Source organism: Klebsiella sp. 141203, assembly GCF_032601985.1.
Classification (GTDB): Bacteria; Pseudomonadota; Gammaproteobacteria; order Enterobacterales; family Enterobacteriaceae; genus Klebsiella; species Klebsiella aerogenes.
Window position 1 is genome coordinate 153,162 of record NZ_JAQIRL010000001.1, and the last position, 16,526, is coordinate 169,687.

General features: G+C 55.6%; 14 protein-coding genes and 1 pseudogene. 9 read left to right on the forward strand and 6 right to left on the reverse strand.

The features are described from left to right. Positions 1-2: 2 nt before the first annotated feature. Together ynfE and PGR29_RS00755 are read right to left on the reverse strand one after the other, a co-directional pair. A complete protein-coding gene (gene ynfE, locus PGR29_RS00750) occupies positions 3-2,438 on the reverse strand; it encodes a selenate/tellurate reductase subunit YnfE (protein ID WP_316423844.1) in 2,436 nt (811 codons plus the stop codon). Positions 2,439-2,586: 148 nt separating this feature from the next. After that, on the reverse strand, positions 2,587-2,859 hold the full coding sequence (locus PGR29_RS00755; protein ID WP_087860674.1) for a DUF1161 domain-containing protein: 273 nt from the start codon (positions 2,857-2,859) through the stop codon (positions 2,587-2,589). Positions 2,860-2,962: 103 nt separating this feature from the next. On the opposite strand from PGR29_RS00755, the gene PGR29_RS00760 reads away from it, so the two are divergent. Beyond that, complete coding sequence (locus tag PGR29_RS00760) at positions 2,963-3,673, forward strand: YnfC family lipoprotein (protein ID WP_316423845.1); 711 nt, start codon at positions 2,963-2,965, stop codon at positions 3,671-3,673. Here PGR29_RS00760 and speG read toward each other — a convergent pair. Both speG and PGR29_RS00770 read right to left on the reverse strand, forming a co-directional pair. Then, positions 3,667-4,227, reverse strand: a complete 561-nt coding sequence (speG, locus tag PGR29_RS00765) for a spermidine N1-acetyltransferase (RefSeq protein WP_015366764.1) — start codon at positions 4,225-4,227, stop codon at positions 3,667-3,669. The genes PGR29_RS00760 and speG overlap by 7 nt on opposite strands. Positions 4,228-4,278: 51 nt before the next feature. Then, positions 4,279-4,620, reverse strand: a complete 342-nt coding sequence (locus tag PGR29_RS00770; RefSeq protein WP_015366763.1) for a DUF1283 family protein — start codon at positions 4,618-4,620, stop codon at positions 4,279-4,281. A 92-nt stretch (positions 4,621-4,712) separates the two neighbouring features. On the opposite strand from PGR29_RS00770, the pseudogene PGR29_RS00775 reads away from it, so the two are divergent. The 7 genes and pseudogenes from PGR29_RS00775 to PGR29_RS00805 all read left to right on the forward strand — a co-directional run bounded on the left by PGR29_RS00775 (position 4,713) and on the right by PGR29_RS00805 (position 12,675). After that, positions 4,713-5,095, forward strand: a pseudogene (locus tag PGR29_RS00775) (YnfA family protein). Between the two features lie 133 nt (positions 5,096-5,228). Next, on the forward strand, positions 5,229-6,512 hold the full coding sequence (locus PGR29_RS00780; protein ID WP_047048077.1) for an MFS transporter: 1,284 nt from the start codon (positions 5,229-5,231) through the stop codon (positions 6,510-6,512). A 142-nt stretch (positions 6,513-6,654) separates the two neighbouring features. After that, positions 6,655-7,869: a D-mannonate dehydratase ManD gene (gene manD / locus PGR29_RS00785; RefSeq protein ID WP_087860676.1), complete on the forward strand. Its 1,215-nt coding sequence runs from the start codon at positions 6,655-6,657 to the stop codon at positions 7,867-7,869. A gap of 10 nt (positions 7,870-7,879) precedes the next feature. After that, on the forward strand, positions 7,880-8,899 hold the full coding sequence (locus tag PGR29_RS00790) for a Zn-dependent oxidoreductase (protein WP_316423846.1): 1,020 nt from the start codon (positions 7,880-7,882) through the stop codon (positions 8,897-8,899). 42 nt (positions 8,900-8,941) lie between these two features. After that, positions 8,942-10,324: an MFS transporter gene (locus tag PGR29_RS00795; RefSeq protein ID WP_087860678.1), complete on the forward strand. Its 1,383-nt coding sequence runs from the start codon at positions 8,942-8,944 to the stop codon at positions 10,322-10,324. Positions 10,325-10,532: 208 nt separating this feature from the next. After that, complete coding sequence (locus tag PGR29_RS00800) at positions 10,533-11,996, forward strand: mannitol dehydrogenase family protein (RefSeq protein ID WP_316423847.1); 1,464 nt, start codon at positions 10,533-10,535, stop codon at positions 11,994-11,996. 247 nt (positions 11,997-12,243) lie between these two features. After that, positions 12,244-12,675, forward strand: a complete 432-nt coding sequence (locus PGR29_RS00805) for a universal stress protein (RefSeq protein ID WP_213316001.1) — start codon at positions 12,244-12,246, stop codon at positions 12,673-12,675. A 45-nt stretch (positions 12,676-12,720) separates the two neighbouring features. Here the strand turns inward: PGR29_RS00805 and PGR29_RS00810 are convergent, their stop codons facing one another. Both PGR29_RS00810 and ydfG read right to left on the reverse strand, forming a co-directional pair. Beyond that, the gene (locus PGR29_RS00810; RefSeq protein WP_113373457.1) at positions 12,721-13,407 is read right to left on the reverse strand and encodes a GntR family transcriptional regulator; all 687 of its coding nucleotides are present in this window, start codon (positions 13,405-13,407) and stop codon (positions 12,721-12,723) included. Between the two features lie 93 nt (positions 13,408-13,500). Continuing rightward, positions 13,501-14,250: a bifunctional NADP-dependent 3-hydroxy acid dehydrogenase/3-hydroxypropionate dehydrogenase YdfG gene (gene ydfG, locus PGR29_RS00815; protein WP_113373456.1), complete on the reverse strand. Its 750-nt coding sequence runs from the start codon at positions 14,248-14,250 to the stop codon at positions 13,501-13,503. Between the two features lie 172 nt (positions 14,251-14,422). Here ydfG and dcp point away from each other — a divergent pair, with 172 nt between their 5' ends. Next, on the forward strand, positions 14,423-16,462 hold the full coding sequence (dcp, locus tag PGR29_RS00820; protein ID WP_271032469.1) for a peptidyl-dipeptidase Dcp: 2,040 nt from the start codon (positions 14,423-14,425) through the stop codon (positions 16,460-16,462). Positions 16,463-16,526: the final 64 nt, after the last annotated feature.

Genomic DNA, 16,526 nt, shown 5'->3' on the forward strand with positions numbered 1-16,526 from the left:
CCTTAAACCTTCTCGATTTCGACCAGGTTGGTATGCTGCGGGTTTCCCTTCGCCAGCGGTGAAGGCCGCTGGGTGGTGAGGGTGTTCATGCAGGCGCCGTAGTCGACGCGATCGCTGGCCATATTGGCATCGTGCCACGCTCCCTGACCCATCGCCGTTACCCCTGGCATAATGCGCGGCGTGACCTTTGCCGGAATACGCAGTTCGCCGCGCTGATTAAAGACGCGCACCATGTCGCCGTTTTTAATTCCGCGTTTTTCAGCATCGATGGGGTTAAGCCACACTTCCTGACGGCAGGCCGCTTGTAAGACATCGACGTTGCCGTAGCTGGAGTGGGTACGCGCCTTATAATGGAAGCCAAACATTTGCAGCGGAAACTGGTTGCGTAACGGATCGTCCCAACCTTCAAAGGTGGAGGCATAGACCGGCAGCGGGCTGATGACTTCGCCTTTTTCCAGTTGCCAGCGGGCGGCAATCTCGGCGAGGCGGCTGGAGTAAATCTCAATTTTGCCGGAAGGCGTTTTTAGCGGATGCGCTTCAGGATCGCGACGGAAATCGCGATAGGCGACGAAATGGCCGTTCGGATCTTTACGCTTGTAGATGCCCATTTTTTTAAGCTCGTCATAGCCCGGCAGCGCTGGGTCTTTGGCGACCATTTTGGCGTACAGATACTGTAACCACTGCTCCTGAGTCCGTCCTTCGGTGAAGCGCTGATGCACATCGTCGCCAAGGCGTTTTGCCACTTCACTTAAGATCCAGTAGATAGGCTTGCGTTCGAACTTCGCCTTAGTGGCGGGCTGGATGAAAATCAGATAGCCCATATTGCCGGCGTAGTCGTTAGGAATGATATCTTCCTGTTCTACGGTCATCAGGTCCGGCAGCAGAATATCGGCATATTTTGCCGACGAGGTCATAAAGTTTTCGATAACCACGATCGTCGAGCATTTGCTCTCGTCCTGCAGGATATCGTGGGTTTTATTGATGTCGGAATGCTGATTAATGATGGTGTTGCCAGCATAGTTCCACAGAAATTTGATAGGGACCGTCAGCTTCTCTTTGCCGCGCACGCCGTCGCGGGTGGCGGTCATCTCCGGCCCACGGGCGATAGCGTCGGTCCAGCTAAAGCAGGAGATGGCGGTTTTTACCGGATTCTCCAGCACCGGCAGGCGCTCAATGGTGATGGTATAGGTCGATTCGCGGGCGCCGCTGTTGCCGCCGTTAATGCCGACGTTGCCGGTTAAAATCGGCAGCATGGCGATAGCCCGCGCGGAGAGCTCGCCGTTCGCCTGGCGCTGTGGGCCCCAGCCCTGGCAGATATAGGCGGGTTTGGTCATACCAATTTCGCGCGCCAGCTTAATGATGCGATCGGCGGGAATACCGGTAATGCGCGAGGCCCACTGCGGCGTCTTGGCGGTAGCGTCGTCCCCCTGGCCAAGAATATAGGCCTTATAGTGGCCGTTGGCCGGCGCGCCGGCCGGCAAGGTTTTCTCATCGTAGCCGACGCAGTATTTATCGAGGAACGGCTGGTCTACCAGATTTTCATTAATTAATACCCAGGCGATACCGGCAACCAGCGCGGCATCGGTACCGGGACGAATCGGGATCCACTCATCTTCACGCCCTGCAGCGGTATCGGTATAGCGTGGGTCGATGACGATCATACGGGCGTTAGAGCGCTCACGCGCCTGCTCCAGGTACCAGGTGATGCCGCCGCCGCTCATGCGGGTTTCCGCCGGGTTATTGCCGAACATCACCACCAGTTTACTGTTTTCAACATCCGAGGTGCTGTTGCCGTCGTTACTGCCGTAGGTATAGGGCATGGCGCAGGCGATCTGCGCCGTACTGTAGGTGCCGTACTGGTTGAGCGATCCGCCGTAGCAGTTCATCAGCCGCATCACCGGCGAGGCGGAAGGGGAAGAGCGGGTCATATTGCCGCCGACAATTCCGGAAGAGTAGTTAATATAGACCGCTTCGTTGCCGTACTCTTTTACCACGCGTTTCAGACTTTCTGCGATGGTATCCAGCGCTTCGGTCCAACTAATGCGCTCGAATTTTCCTTCGCCGCGTTTGCCGACGCGTTTCATTGGGTAGTTTAGACGATCGGGGTGGTTGATACGCCGGCGAATAGAGCGCCCGCGCAGGCAGGCGCGAACCTGATGATCGCCGTAGATATCGTGGCCGGTATTATCGGTTTCCACCCACACCACTTCGTCGTCGCGGACGTGCAGGCGCAGCGCGCAGCGGCTGCCGCAGTTAACCGAGCAGGCTCCCCAGACGGTTTTTTCTTCTGCCACGGTGGCTTGCTGCACGGCGGCGGCCGCGGCGCGTAGACTGAAAGGCAGGGACAGGCCGCCGGCGGCCAGGGCCAGTGAACCGATTGCTGAGGATTTTATGAGGGTGCGACGGCTGACGCCGCCGGGATGTTCAGGGTTGGACATTGTGCTCACTCCATGATTTTTATTATGCAAAATGCCGCTGGCAACCGCGGGGCTGCTGGCGCATGGGTGAGGAATAATACTTAAATAGGGGTAGGCGAATCTTATCTCCGGTCAACCAGAGATAAGATCCTTCACTCGAAAGCGGCGGTTATTGCCCGTCTGAATCGGTCGCCGCCGCGTCGCCGCTGCGGGTATAGATTATCTTGAAGGTGTCGTTAGCGCAGTGGCCCACCACCTGAGCGCCGGGTTGGTCAGGCTGATCGTTCGGCACTATGGCCAGGCTAAAACCGTCGGCCGGTACGCCGTTGTTGATAATCTTCTGCTGGATCTCGCCTTTTACCCGCTCGCAGGAGTCCGGCGCAGCCAGTGCGGATGCCGAACCCAGCAGCAGGGCCGCGCACAACCATGGGGATAGTTTCATCATAAGCTCCTTATTGATGTCATCCAGTTTTAAGCATAGCAGAATTGGTGTAAACAATTGTATTTGCTAAAATGATTGGAATGTTCCCAAAAAGGTAGCGGCTGTGAATAAACTGTTTTTGCTGATCCCGGCGGCGTTGCTGCTCAGCGCCTGTGACAAGCCGTCAACGCCGGCGGCGTTTACCCCGGAGATGGCCAGTTTTTCCAATGAGTTTGAGTTCGACCCGCTGCGCGGCCCGGTTAAAACCTTTACCCAAATTCTGTTTGATGACCAGGGGGAAATGGTGAAGCGGGTGCGTGCCCAGGTGTCGGCAGAAGGCTGTTTCGATCTGCTGGATTTTACCGACCTCGAAAACAAAACCGGCGCCACGCTAGTACTGGACGCGAATTACTATCTCGATGCGCAAACGCAGGAGAAACGCCTGCGGCTGCAGGGGAAATGCCAGCTCGCCGAGATGCCGGCGGCGGGCGTCAGCTGGGAGACTGATGACAACGGGTTTGTGGTGACGGCTCGCGGGAAAGAAAGCACTTCCAGCTATCGCTACGACAGCGAAGGCTATCCGCTGGGCAAAACCACCACCGCGAAAGATGAGCGCTTCAGTGTCATATCGACGCCGTCCACCGATCCGCGTAAAAAGCTCGATTACAGCGCGGTGAGTGTATTTAACGATCGCGCGTTAGGTAAGGTGAATCAAACCTGTGACTATGACGATCACGACAACCCGATCCGCTGCGAGATGCAGGTTGTCGATGAAAGCGTCCAGCCAGCGATGACGCGACACTACAGCATCAAAAACACTATCGACTATTACTGAGCCGTGGGCTTGAGTAGCGTCTGGCCTTGAGGACGATGTTTCTCAAGGTACTGATGCTGGAACAGGCACATGCGAATGGTATTGCGGTATTCGCCGTTGATAAAGAACTCGTGAATCAGCTCGCCTTCGACCATAAAACCGAGTTTGCGGTAGATGTGGATCGCTTTTTCGTTTTCTTTATCGACAATCAGATACAGCTTATACAGATTCAGAACGGTAAAGCCGTAGTCCATTGCCAGCTTAGCGGCGCGCGTCGCCAGCCCTTTGCCCTGATATTCCGGGGAGATAATAATCTGGAACTCGGCGCGACGGTGAACGTGGTTTATCTCCACCAGTTCAACCAGCCCGGCTTTTTCACCATCACATTCGATGACGAAACGGCGTTCACTTTGATCGTGAATGTGTTTGTCGTAAAGGTCAGAGAGTTCGACGAAGGCCTCGTAAGGTTCTTCAAACCAATAACGCATTACGCTGGCGTTATTATCAAGCTGGTGGACGAAGCGCAGGTCTTCGCGCTCAAGCGGGCGGAGTTTGACGTGAGGGGCGTCAGACATGGGAAATCCTGTGTGCATTAATAGAGGATGGCGCCCACGGGCGCCGGGGAATTATGGCGTAATAACGCGACCGGTACGGCGGTCAAGACAGCGCAGGGTGTTAGGTTCCCAGTAGGCGTTGACGTTGGCGCTCTTCTGGCAGTTATCCTGCGCATCGAAGGCGACGTCGGTTTTGTCCCACTCTTTCTCCGCGCGTTTATTCACCTTCTGCCGTAGCGAGCGGGTATCGTTCCACTGCTCTTTTTCCATTGCGGCTTGCTGACGGCTCTGCGCGCTGTCGCCGGACTCGATCACTAGTTTGTCGGTTTGCGCGAAGGACGAAGCGGTATAGACCATTGCGCTTGCCGCCAGCAGGGCGGTCAGGCACCAGCGTTTATTGCGTGTCATTTTCATCACGATTTCCTTTGAGTGATAAAAAGGGTTAACCAGTTGGACAAGTTTACTACAACTCGCTACCCGCGCCTACCGGACAAAATGGCATGGGTATGTGCGGATTATCGCGTACACTAGCGCAACAAATTGTCTCATTTACCAAACTTTAATGCTGAAAACCACGTTACTTTTCTTTGCTACCGCGCTGTGCGAAATCATCGGTTGTTATCTGCCGTGGCTATGGCTGAAGCGGGAAGGTTCGCCGCTGCTGCTGATCCCGACCGCGATGGCGTTGGCGATGTTCGTCTGGCTGCTGACCCTGCACCCGGAGGCCAGCGGCAGAGTGTATGCCGCCTATGGCGGCGTCTACGTCTGTACTGCGCTGTTGTGGCTGCGTTTCGTCGACGGCGTGAAGCTGAGCCACTATGATTGGGCGGGCGCGGCGATTGCGCTGTGCGGCATGCTGATCATCGTTGCTGGCTGGGGGCGGGCTTAACGTCGCGCAGCAGGATAAAAAAATCGCCCTTTGTGATCATCCACGCTAATTTTAACCTTGATTCTTGTATGGTAGCCGACTAGTTGCCTTACTTACCCTAACCGCATCGTGCTGTTTATCGTAAGAGGCAATTATGGCTACACAAACCCTTGCCAGCGAAGCTGGCGCCAAACCCGTGCGCATTGGCCGGGTGCAAAAAGTCACCCTGACGCTGCTGTTTATCGCCGGTATCGTCAACTTCCTCGATCGCTCGTCATTAAGCGTCGCCGGAGAAGCCATCCGTGGCGATCTCGGGCTCAGCGCGACCGAATTTGGCGTACTGCTTTCCGCCTTCTCGCTATCATATGGTTTCGCGCAGCTGCCCTCGGGTATTTTGCTCGATCGCTTCGGCCCGCGAATTGTATTGGGGGCGGGGCTTATTTTCTGGTCACTGATGCAGGCGCTGACCGGGGTAGTGAACTCCTTTAGCCACTTTATTTTGCTGCGCATTGGCCTTGGTATTGGCGAAGCGCCGTTTATGCCGGCGGGGGTAAAATCCATTACCGACTGGTACGTACAAAAAGAGCGCGGCACCGCGGTCGGCATTTTTAACTCGTCAACGGTGCTTGGCCAGGCGATCGCGCCGCCGGCGCTGGTGCTGATGCAGATTGCCTGGGGCTGGCGCACCATGTTCGTGGTTATCGGCCTTGCGGGGATCGTAGTGGGCCTGTGCTGGTACGCGTGGTATCGCAACCGCGCGCAGTTCGACCTGCAACAGGAGGAGCGCCAGTATCTGGCGGCGCCGGAAAAAGCGCGCCCAACGCTGGTATTCAGCGAGTGGCTGGCGCTGTTCAAACGGCGCACCACCTGGGGCATGATTTTAGGCTTCTCCGGGGTTAACTATACCGGCTGGCTGTATATTGCGTGGCTGCCGGGTTATCTGCAGGCGCAGCAGGGATTGAGCCTCGCGAAAACCGGCTGGGTGGCGGCGATCCCGTTCCTGGCCGCGGCGGTGGGCATGTGGGTCAACGGGCTAGTGGTCGATGCGCTGGCGCGCCGCGGTTACGATCTGGCGAAAACGCGCAAAACGGCGATTGTGGTTGGCCTGACGCTTTCCGCGCTCGGCACGCTGCTGGTGGTGCAATCGAGTTCGCCGACCCAGGCGGTGGCGTTTATCTCCATGGCGCTATTCTGCGTCCACTTTGCCGGGACCTCGGCCTGGGGGCTGGTACAGGTGATGGTCAGCGAAAATAAAGTCGCGTCGGTGGCGGCGATCCAGAACTTCGGCAGCTTTGTTTTCGCCTCTTTTGCGCCGGTCGTCACCGGTTGGGTGGTGGATACCACGCACTCCTTCAACCTGGCCTTGGTTATCGCCGCCTGCGTGACCTTTACCGGGGCGCTGTGCTATTTCTTCATCGTAAAAGACCGCATCAATTAATCTCTAACGGGGGGCGCCAGTCGCCCCCCACAACCAAACCCGTTTGTGATCCTTCGCATCTTTTTTAAATATCATACTTGTATGGTAGTAGGTCTGGTGATTTAATTTTGATCACTAACCGTACAGATGCAAGGAATTACCCATGAAGATCGTTGCCGCCGACGTGTTCGTTACCTGCCCAGGGCGTAACTTCGTCACCTTAAAAATCACCACCGATGAAGGGATTGTCGGCCTCGGTGATGCCACGCTCAACGGCCGTGAATTGTCGGTCGCCTCATACCTGAAAGATCACCTTTGCCCGCAGCTGATTGGCCGTGATGCTCACCGCATCGAAGATATCTGGCAGTTCTTCTACAAAGGTGCCTACTGGCGTCGCGGCCCGGTGACCATGTCGGCGATTTCCGCCGTTGATATGGCGCTGTGGGATATCAAAGCCAAAGCCGCCGGAATGCCGCTTTACCAACTGCTGGGCGGCGCCTCGCGCGAAGGGGTGATGGTCTACTGCCACACCACCGGTCATTCCATTGATGAAGTACTGGATGACTACGCCCGCCATCAGGAAATGGGTTTTAAGGCGATCCGCGTGCAGTGCGGTATTCCGGGGATGAAAACCACCTACGGCATGGCCAAGGGTAAAGGTCAGGCGTACGAGCCGGCGACCAAAGGCGTGTGGCCGGAAGAGCAGCTGTGGTCAACGGAAAAATATCTCGATTTCACCCCGCGGTTGTTTGCCGCCGTGCGCGAACGATTTGGTTTCAACGAGCACTTACTGCACGACATGCACCATCGCCTGACGCCGATCGAGGCGGCGCGCTTTGGTAAAAGCGTTGAGGAGTATCGTCTGTTCTGGATGGAAGATCCGACACCGGCAGAGAATCAGGACTGCTTCCGCCTAATTCGCCAGCATACCGTCACGCCGATTGCCGTCGGCGAAGTCTTTAATAGCATCTGGGATTGCAAACAGCTGATTGAAGAGCAGCTCATTGATTATATCCGCACCACCATTACCCACGCCGGCGGGATCAGCGGCATGAGGCGTATCGCCGATTTTGCTTCGTTGTACCAGGTACGTACCGGTTCTCACGGGCCGTCCGATCTCTCTCCGGTATGCATGGCGGCGGCGCTGCATTTCGACCTGTGGGTGCCAAATTTCGGCGTGCAGGAGTACATGGGCTATTCCGAACAGATGCTGGAGGTCTTCCCGCATAGCTGGCGTTTTGACAATGGCTATATGCATCCGGGCGATAAACCGGGGCTGGGTATCGAATTCGACGAGAAGCTGGCGGCGAAATACCCCTATGAACCCGCCTGTCTGCCGGTGGCGCGCCTCGAAGATGGCACGCTGTGGAATTGGTAAGGAGAGAAAAATGAAAAGCATTGTTATCCAACAGCCAAACGCGCTGGCGATTGAAGAACGGCCGCTGCCGCAGCCGGGAAATGGAGAAGTACGGGTAAAGGTGAAACTGGCGGGAATTTGCGGCTCAGATAGCCACATCTATCGTGGACATAACCCGTTCGCCAAATATCCGCGGGTCATCGGCCACGAGTTTTTCGGCGTGATTGATGCCGTGGGCGAGGGCGTGACGGATAAAATCGTAGGCCAGCGGGTGACGGTTGATCCGGTTATCAGCTGCGGCCACTGTTATCCCTGCTCGGTCGGTAAGCCCAACGTCTGCGCTTCGCTGGTGGTGCTGGGCGTCCATCGCGATGGCGGGTTTAGCGAATACGCGGTGGTACCGGCCAAAAACGCCTGGCCGGTACCGGAGAACGTGAGCGACCATCATGCGGTAATGGTGGAGCCCTTTACCATTGCGGCGAATGTCACCGGCCAGGCTAAACCACGCGAACAGGATATCGCACTGGTCTACGGCGCCGGGCCAATGGGGCTGACCACCATTCAGGTGCTCAAGCGCGTCTATAACGTGCGGCAGGTGATCGTCGCCGATCGGATCCCCGAGCGGCTGCAGATGGCGCAGCAAAACGGCGCTGACTGGACCATCAATAATCAGGAACAGCCGCTGGCGCTGGCGCTGGAAGCGCAGGGGATCCGGCCGACGCTGATTATCGACGCCGCCTGCCACCCGGCGATTTTCGCAGAGGCCATCGCACTGGCCTCGCCAGCGGGCAGGATCGTACTGATGGGCTTTTCTACCGAACCTTCAATGGTGGCTCAGCAGGGGATCACCGGCAAAGAGCTCACTATTTATTCGTCCAGGCTTAATGCCAATAAATTCCCGCTGGTTCTCGAATGGTTGGCAAACGGATTAATTAATCCGGATCGGCTAATCACCCATCAGTTTGCTTTCGAGCATGTTGTCGATGCCATGACGTTATTTGAAGAAGACCGCAAGCATTGTTGTAAGGTGTTATTAACCTTCAACGCATAAATATAAATAACCTCGCTGTATCCTACTTTAGAGATTATTATTATGACGACAGCTAAAAATGAGAGAAGTACCACGGATCTTATCCGCGCCGCGGTATCCGGTTGGCTTGGCACGGCACTGGAATTTATGGATTTCCAGCTTTATTCTTTAGGCGCCGCGCTGGTCTTTCATGAGATATTTTTCCCGGAACAGTCGGCGGCCATGGCGCTGATATTAGCGATGGGAACCTATGGCGCAGGATATATTGCGCGGATCGTCGGCGCTTTTATATTCGGTAAAATGGGGGACCGCATCGGGCGTAAAAAAGTTCTGTTTATTACCATCACCATGATGGGAATTTGTACCACGTTAATCGGCGTTTTACCTACCTATGCACAGATTGGCATTTTTGCTCCAGTGTTACTGGTGACCCTGCGTATTATTCAGGGGCTGGGGGCGGGTGCTGAAATTTCCGGCGCCGGCACCATGCTGGCGGAGTATGCGCCAAAGGGCAAACGCGGCATCATCTCTTCTCTGGTGGCGATGGGCACCAACTGCGGGACGCTGAGCGCCACGGCCATCTGGGCGATAATGTTCTTCCTGCTCGATCGCGAACAGCTCATCGCCTGGGGCTGGCGTATTCCGTTCCTCGCAAGCGTCGTGGTAATGATCTTTGCCATCTGGTTGCGTTTGAATCTGAAAGAGAGCCCGGTATTTGAACAGGTCAACGAAGCCGATGAAATTCAGGCTAAAGCCGCCGCCGCGCAAAACACGTTCGGCGCGATGTTAAAAAGCAAATCATTCTGGTTGGCGACCGGGTTACGCTTTGGACAGGCCGGTAATTCCGGTTTGTTGCAAACATTTCTCGCTGGATATCTGGTACAGACTCTATTATTTGATAAGGCTATTCCGACCGATGCCTTAATGATTAGCTCAGTGATTGGTTTTATTACTATCCCGCTGTTAGGCTGGCTGTCGGATAAAGTTGGGCGCCGTCTGCCTTATATTATCGTGAATATTTCCGCCATTATTCTGGCCTGGCCGATGCTGGCTATTATTGTCGATAAAAGTTATAGCGCCAGCACGATTATGCTATCGCTGATTGTCATTCATAACGTGGCGGTGCTGGGCTTATTCGCGCTGGAAAATATCACTATGGCGGAAATGTTCGGCTCGCGTAATCGCTTCACCAGAATGGCTATCTCAAAAGAGGCCGGCGGTCTGGTGGCGGTGGGATTCGGGCCGGTACTGGCCGGTATCTTCTGTAACGTAACCGGTTCGTGGTGGCCGATTGTCGCGATGCTGATTTGCTATTCAGCTATCGGTCTTATCTCGTCATTACTGATGCCGGAAGTGTGCGACCGTGACCTGAGTCTGGACCATGATGCGGCGGACGCTGGTACACGTCAGGCGCTAAGCGCGAATCGCCAATACGCGAAATCATAATCATATCGTTAACCCTTGATAGCCGGGTTTACTCCCGGCTTCATTCCCGCCATTGCGCGCAGGATCACGAAACGCGACAGCGCTGAATCTTCTTGTATGGTAGTTGATGGAAATCAAAGATGTCATACCAATTGCGTGCGATGGTTTACCTCACCAAAACATTCTGTTTGAGAATGATTTATCAGTCATCATAAAAATGAGAGACACCATGGAAAACACGCTTTTAAACGCCAGGGCAACGCTTCCTTCTTACGATCGCAGCAAGCTGGTTTCTCGCATCGTTCATCTCGGTTTTGGGGCTTTCCACCGCGCCCATCAGGCGGTGTATGCCGATATCCTTGCCGCCGAACACGGCAGCGACTGGGGCTATACCGAAGTGAACCTCATTGGCGGTGAGCAGCAGATTGCCGATTTGCAACAGCAGGACCTGCTCTATACGGTGGCTGAAATGTCCGCCGATGCCTGGACCGCGCGCGTCGTCGGCGTGGTGAAGCAGGCGATGCATGCGCAGGTCGATGGCCTGGAAAGCGTGTTGGCGAAAATGTGCGAACCGCAGGTGGCGATTGTCTCGCTGACCATCACCGAAAAAGGCTACTGCCACTCTCCGGCCACCGGCCAGCTGCAGCTCGATAACCCGCTGATTGCCGCCGATCTGCAAACTCCACACCAGCCGAAATCGGCTCCGGGCGTGGTGGTAGAAGCGCTGGCGCGCCGTCGCGCCGCCGGTCTGCCGGCTTTCAGCGTCATGTCCTGCGATAACATGCCGGAAAACGGCCACGTAATGCGCAACGTAGTTTGTGCGTTTGCCCGCGCCGTTGATGACGAACTGGCGCAGTGGATTGAGCAGAACGTGACGTTCCCTTCCACAATGGTCGACCGGATCGTTCCGGCAGTGACCGCTGATACGCTGGATAAAATTGAACAACTCACCGGGGTGCGCGATCCGGCTGGTGTGGCCTGTGAACCGTTCCGCCAGTGGGTTATCGAAGATAACTTCGTGGCTGGTCGTCCGCAGTGGGAGAAAGCCGGTGCGGAGCTGGTCACTGACGTGGTGCCGTTTGAGGAGATGAAGCTGCGTATGCTCAACGGCAGCCACTCGTTCCTCGCTTATCTGGGCTATCTCGCCGGTTATCAGCATATCAATGATTGCATGCAGGATGATAACTACCGCCGCGCCGCGCAGGCGTTAATGTTGCAAGAGCAAGCGCCGACGCTGAGTGTACAGGGCGTGGATCTGGCGCGTTATGCTGGTTTGCTCATTGAGCGTTATAGTAATCCGGCGCTTAAGCATCGCACCTGGCAGATTGCGATGGACGGAAGCCAGAAGCTCCCGCAGCGTATGTTGGACTCCGTTCGCTGGCACCTGGCGCATCACAGTGATTTCAGCCTGCTGGCGCTGGGTATTGCCGGCTGGATGCGCTACGTGAGCGGCGTCGATGATCAGGGGCAGGCAATTGAAATCAGCGATCCGCTGCTGCCGGTAATTCAACAGGCGGTGCAGGGCAGTAAAGAGGGTAGCGAGCGCGTGCAGGCGCTGCTGGGTATTAAGGCCATTTTCGGCGATAGCCTGCCGCAGGAACCGCGTTTTGTCGATGCGGTGACGGCGGCGTATCTCTCTTTACAGATTCACGGCGCGAAGGCGACCGTTGCCGAATGGGCTAAAGGCCAGTAAAAACGTCCGACGATGAATAGCCCGGCAACGTATTGCGTGCTGGGCTATTTTTGTATTAGCAATACGATTATCTTGTGATATTCCCCGCCTGTACATAACTCTAAATATCTATAATTAATTATATATTGTTGAAGTTTATTTTTATTACTGAAGTATTTATTTGGGTGATTGATCGTATTCCCATACGTTTAAATATGGCAGAATAAAATCACCCCAACGGTTTCTTCAGGACTAAGGAGCTCAGGCTATGTACAAAAAAATACTGTTGCCGGTCGATGTTTTTGAAATGGATTTAAGCGATAAGGCCGTTCGTCACGCGGATTTTTTAGCATCTGCCGAAGAGGGTGAAATCACGTTGCTGAACGTGCTGCCAAACAGCACCAGTTCCCTGCTGCGCGGCTTCACGGCGGATATTCGTAAATTTGAAGCCTTCATGAAAGAGGAGTCGGAAAAGAAAATGCGCGATCTCTCGCGGTTGTTTTCAATCCCGGCGACGCGGATCCATACCCGCATTGTTTTTGGCAATGTGCGCGATGAAATATTAGCGCTGAGCGAAAAAGAGAATTTTGACGTTATCGTTATTGGCTCTCGCAAACCGGGTATTTCAACCCATCTTCTTGGTTCAAACGCTGAATCCGTTTTACGCTATGCCAAAGTTCCGGTGTTAGTGGTGCGGTAATCTATTTTACGGCAGCTGACGCAACGTTGGCTGCCGTTTATCCCATTATTCTTCGCTGAACCACTCGCTATTTTCCTGACGAATCAACAATACCGACTCGCTAATTTCATGTAGATGGATATTCATCGCCTGTTCGACGGCATCAAGATCGCGTTTTTCCAGCGCTTTAAAGATATCGAGATGTTGACGCAGCAGCATATCCGGCGGGGTCACGTGATCGAGACTCATATAGCGCACCCGGTCGATGGTCGCTTTAATATTTTCAATGGTGTCCCACGCCAGCTGGCAGTCGGCGATAAGGGACAATTTCTGGTGAAATTCGTCATCGAGCTGGAAAAAATCATTGAGCTGCTGACGCTCTACCGCTACCCGCTGCTGGTTGAGGTTTTGCTCCAGCTGATAGAGCTGTTCATCGTTGATCATCGATCCCGCGCGGCGCACTACCGCGCACTCAATGGCCTGGCGCACGAAACAGCCGTTACGCACCTGGGCCATCGAGATTTTATTCACATAGCTGCCGCGCTGTGGGCGGATCTGAATCAGCCCGTTTTCCGCCAATTTGATAAAGGCTTCGCGTACCGGCTGGCGGGAGACATCAAATCGCACCGACACCTCTTTCTCCGACAGCGGGGTTCCCGGCGGGATCAGGCAATGGACAATATCCCGGCGAAGGATGCGATAGATTTGCTGATTGACGGGCTGGGTCGGATTCAGTTGCGTTTCTGCGGCCATTGATGATTACTTTTTAATGGGTTATGAGCATTATTTTACTCGTTTTTTGCCGTTCCGCCCAGACCTGGCCCGCAGGCCAGGCCGCAGAGGACGTTAGCCCTCACGATGGACGCTGAGACCGGCAAAGCTCTGGCTGACCGGCATCATTTCCAGCGTGTTTATGTTGACGTGTTTCGGCAGATTCGCGACCCACCACACCGCTTCGGTGACATCTTCCGGCGTCAGCGCCTGGGTGTTCTCATAAGTTTTACCGGCTTTCGCATCGTCGCCTTTAAAACGCACGTTGGAGAACTCGGTGCCGCCTACCAGGCCCGGCTCGACATCGGTGACGCGAATCGCGGTACCGTGCAAATCGGTGCGCAGATTCAGACTGAACTGGCGCACGAACGCTTTGGTCGCGCCGTAGACGTTACCGCCAGCGTAGGGCCAACTGCCGGCGGTCGAACCGATATTAATAATATGGCCGCGATTACGCTCAACCATCCCCGGCAGCACCGCGCGGGTCATGTACACCAGGCCTTTATTATTGGTATCGATCATGTCTTCCCAATCTTCAACGCTGGCGCGATGGGCGGGTTCCAGACCTAACGCCAGGCCGGCGTTATTCACCAGAACATCGATAGCCTGCCACTGTGCAGGCAACCCGGCGATCATCTCTTCGATGGCGGCGCGATTACGCACGTCGAGTTGCGCGGTATACAGGTTATCGCCAAGCTCCTCTTTGAGCGTCTTCAGGCGCTCTTCACGACGCCCCGTGGCGATAACTTTGTGGCCATTAGCGATAAAACGACGAGTAATACTTTCGCCAAATCCAGCAGTTGCACCAGTCACCAGAATAATCATCTTACTGTTCCTCAACGCTTTTTGTGTTGTCATAACATAGCACGCGATAACGCCGCGCGGTAAAGGAAAATCGTATCGTCATCTGTTGGTATAGCGCGCTGGCTGGATAAATCATTGCGGCCAATCAATGAGTTGCCTAATCTTAGTGGATACCCGCGTTCAGGAGAGAATGATGTCGGACAATAACCCCTTTTTACACGTCAGCCTGCTGCCGTACCAGGCGCCGCATTTTGATTTGATTGAAGATAGTCATTATCGCCCGGCTTTTGATGAGGGCGTACGGCGCCAGCGCGAGGAGATTGCGGCGATAATCAATAACCCGGCGCCGGCGGATTTTGACAATACCCTGGTTGCGTTAGAACAGAGCGGCCAACTATTAGGCCGGGTAACCCGAGTCTTTTTCGCGATGGCCGGGGCGAATACCAATCCGCTGATACAGCAACTGGACGAACAATTCTCAGCCGAGCTCGCCGAGCTTGGCAACGATATCTGGCTTAACGAGGCGCTGTACCAGCGTGTTAAACAGGTCTGGCAGCAACGCGACGCCCTGAGTCTGGATCCGGAGTCGCGGCGTCTGCTCGAGGTGAGCTGGCAGCGTTTTCAGCTGGCGGGAGCCGCGTTGGCGCAAGAGCAGAAAACTGCGCTAAAAGCGTTGAATACCGAGGAAGCGTCACTGCAAAGTCAGTTCCAGCAGCGTCTGCTGGCGGCGGTGAAGTCCGGCGGTCTGGTCGTTGATTATCAACACCAGCTTGACGGACTGGCCGCGGATGAGATTGCCGCCGCCGCCGATGCCGCGCGCGACAAAGGCCTGCACGACCGTTGGCTGCTGGCGCTGACCAATACCACCCAGCAACCGGCGCTGCAGGCACTTGCCGATCGCCAGACCCGGCGCAATTTGTTCGCCGCGGGCTGGACGCGTAACCAGAAGGGCGATGCCAACGACACCCGTGAACTGGTTTTGCGGCTGGCGGAAATCCGCGCGCGTAAGGCTGAATTGCTGGGCGTCGCCGATTACGCGAGCTGGTCGATGGCCGACCAGATGGCGAAAACGCCGTCTGAGGCGCTTGCCTTTATGCGCCGCATCGCGCCTGCGGCCCGCCGCCGCGCCGAACAGGAGCTTGCCGACATCCAGCGGGTTATTGATGAAGAGGGCGGCGATTTTCAGGCTGCGGCCTGGGACTGGTTATATTACGGCGAGCAGGTGCGGCGCGCTAAATTCGCCATCGATGAAGCGCAGCTAAAACCCTATTTCGCTCTGGACCGGGTGCTGGAAGATGGCGTTTTCTGGACCGCCTCCCAGCTGTTTGGCATCCGTTTTGTCGAACGTTTTGATATTCCGCTTTACCATCCCGATGTGCGGGTATGGGAAATCTTTGATGCCAACGGCGAAGGCATGGCGCTGTTTTACGGCGATTATTTCTCGCGTGACAGCAAAAGCGGCGGCGCCTGGATGGACGTGTTCGTCGAGCAATCGACGCTGCGTGCCCAGCGTCCGGTAATTTACAACGTTTGCAACTACCAGAAACCAAAAGCCGGCGGCTGCGCGCTGCTATCGTGGGATGACGTCATCACGCTGTTCCACGAATTTGGCCATGCGCTGCACGGCCTGTTCGCTAACCAGCGCTATGCGAGCCTTTCAGGCACCAACACGCCGCGCGATTTCGTCGAGTTTCCGTCGCAGATTTATGAACATTGGGCCCGCGAGCCGCAGGTCTTCGCCCATTATGCGAAGCACTACCAGACCGGCGACGCTATGCCGGACGATCTGCGCGACAGCATGTTCCGCGCCTCAACGTTCAATAAGGGTTATGACATGAGCGAACTGCTGGCGGCGGCGCTGCTGGACATGCGCTGGCACAGCGTCACCACGCAGGCGCTGCCGCAGGATGTCGATGCTTTTGAACAGCAATCGCTGCGCGAGGAGCAGATGGATCTGGCGGCGGTTCCACCGCGCTATCGCAGCAGCTATTTCTCACATATTTTCGGCGGCGGTTATGCGGCGGGCTACTATGCCTATCTGTGGACGCAAATGCTCGCCGACGACGGTTATCAGTGGTTTGTCGAGCAGGGGGGATTAACCCGGGAAAACGGTCAACGTTTCCGCGAGGCGATCTTATCGCGCGGTAACAGCAGCGATCTCGACGCGCTGTATCGCGACTGGCGCGGGCACGATCCGCTGATCGAGCCGATGTTGAAAAATCGCGGCTTGTAGATACTGTGCGACCCGTCGCCGCCAGGGTTTTTCCCCGGAGGCGACGCTTTGCGCCTTGTACGGG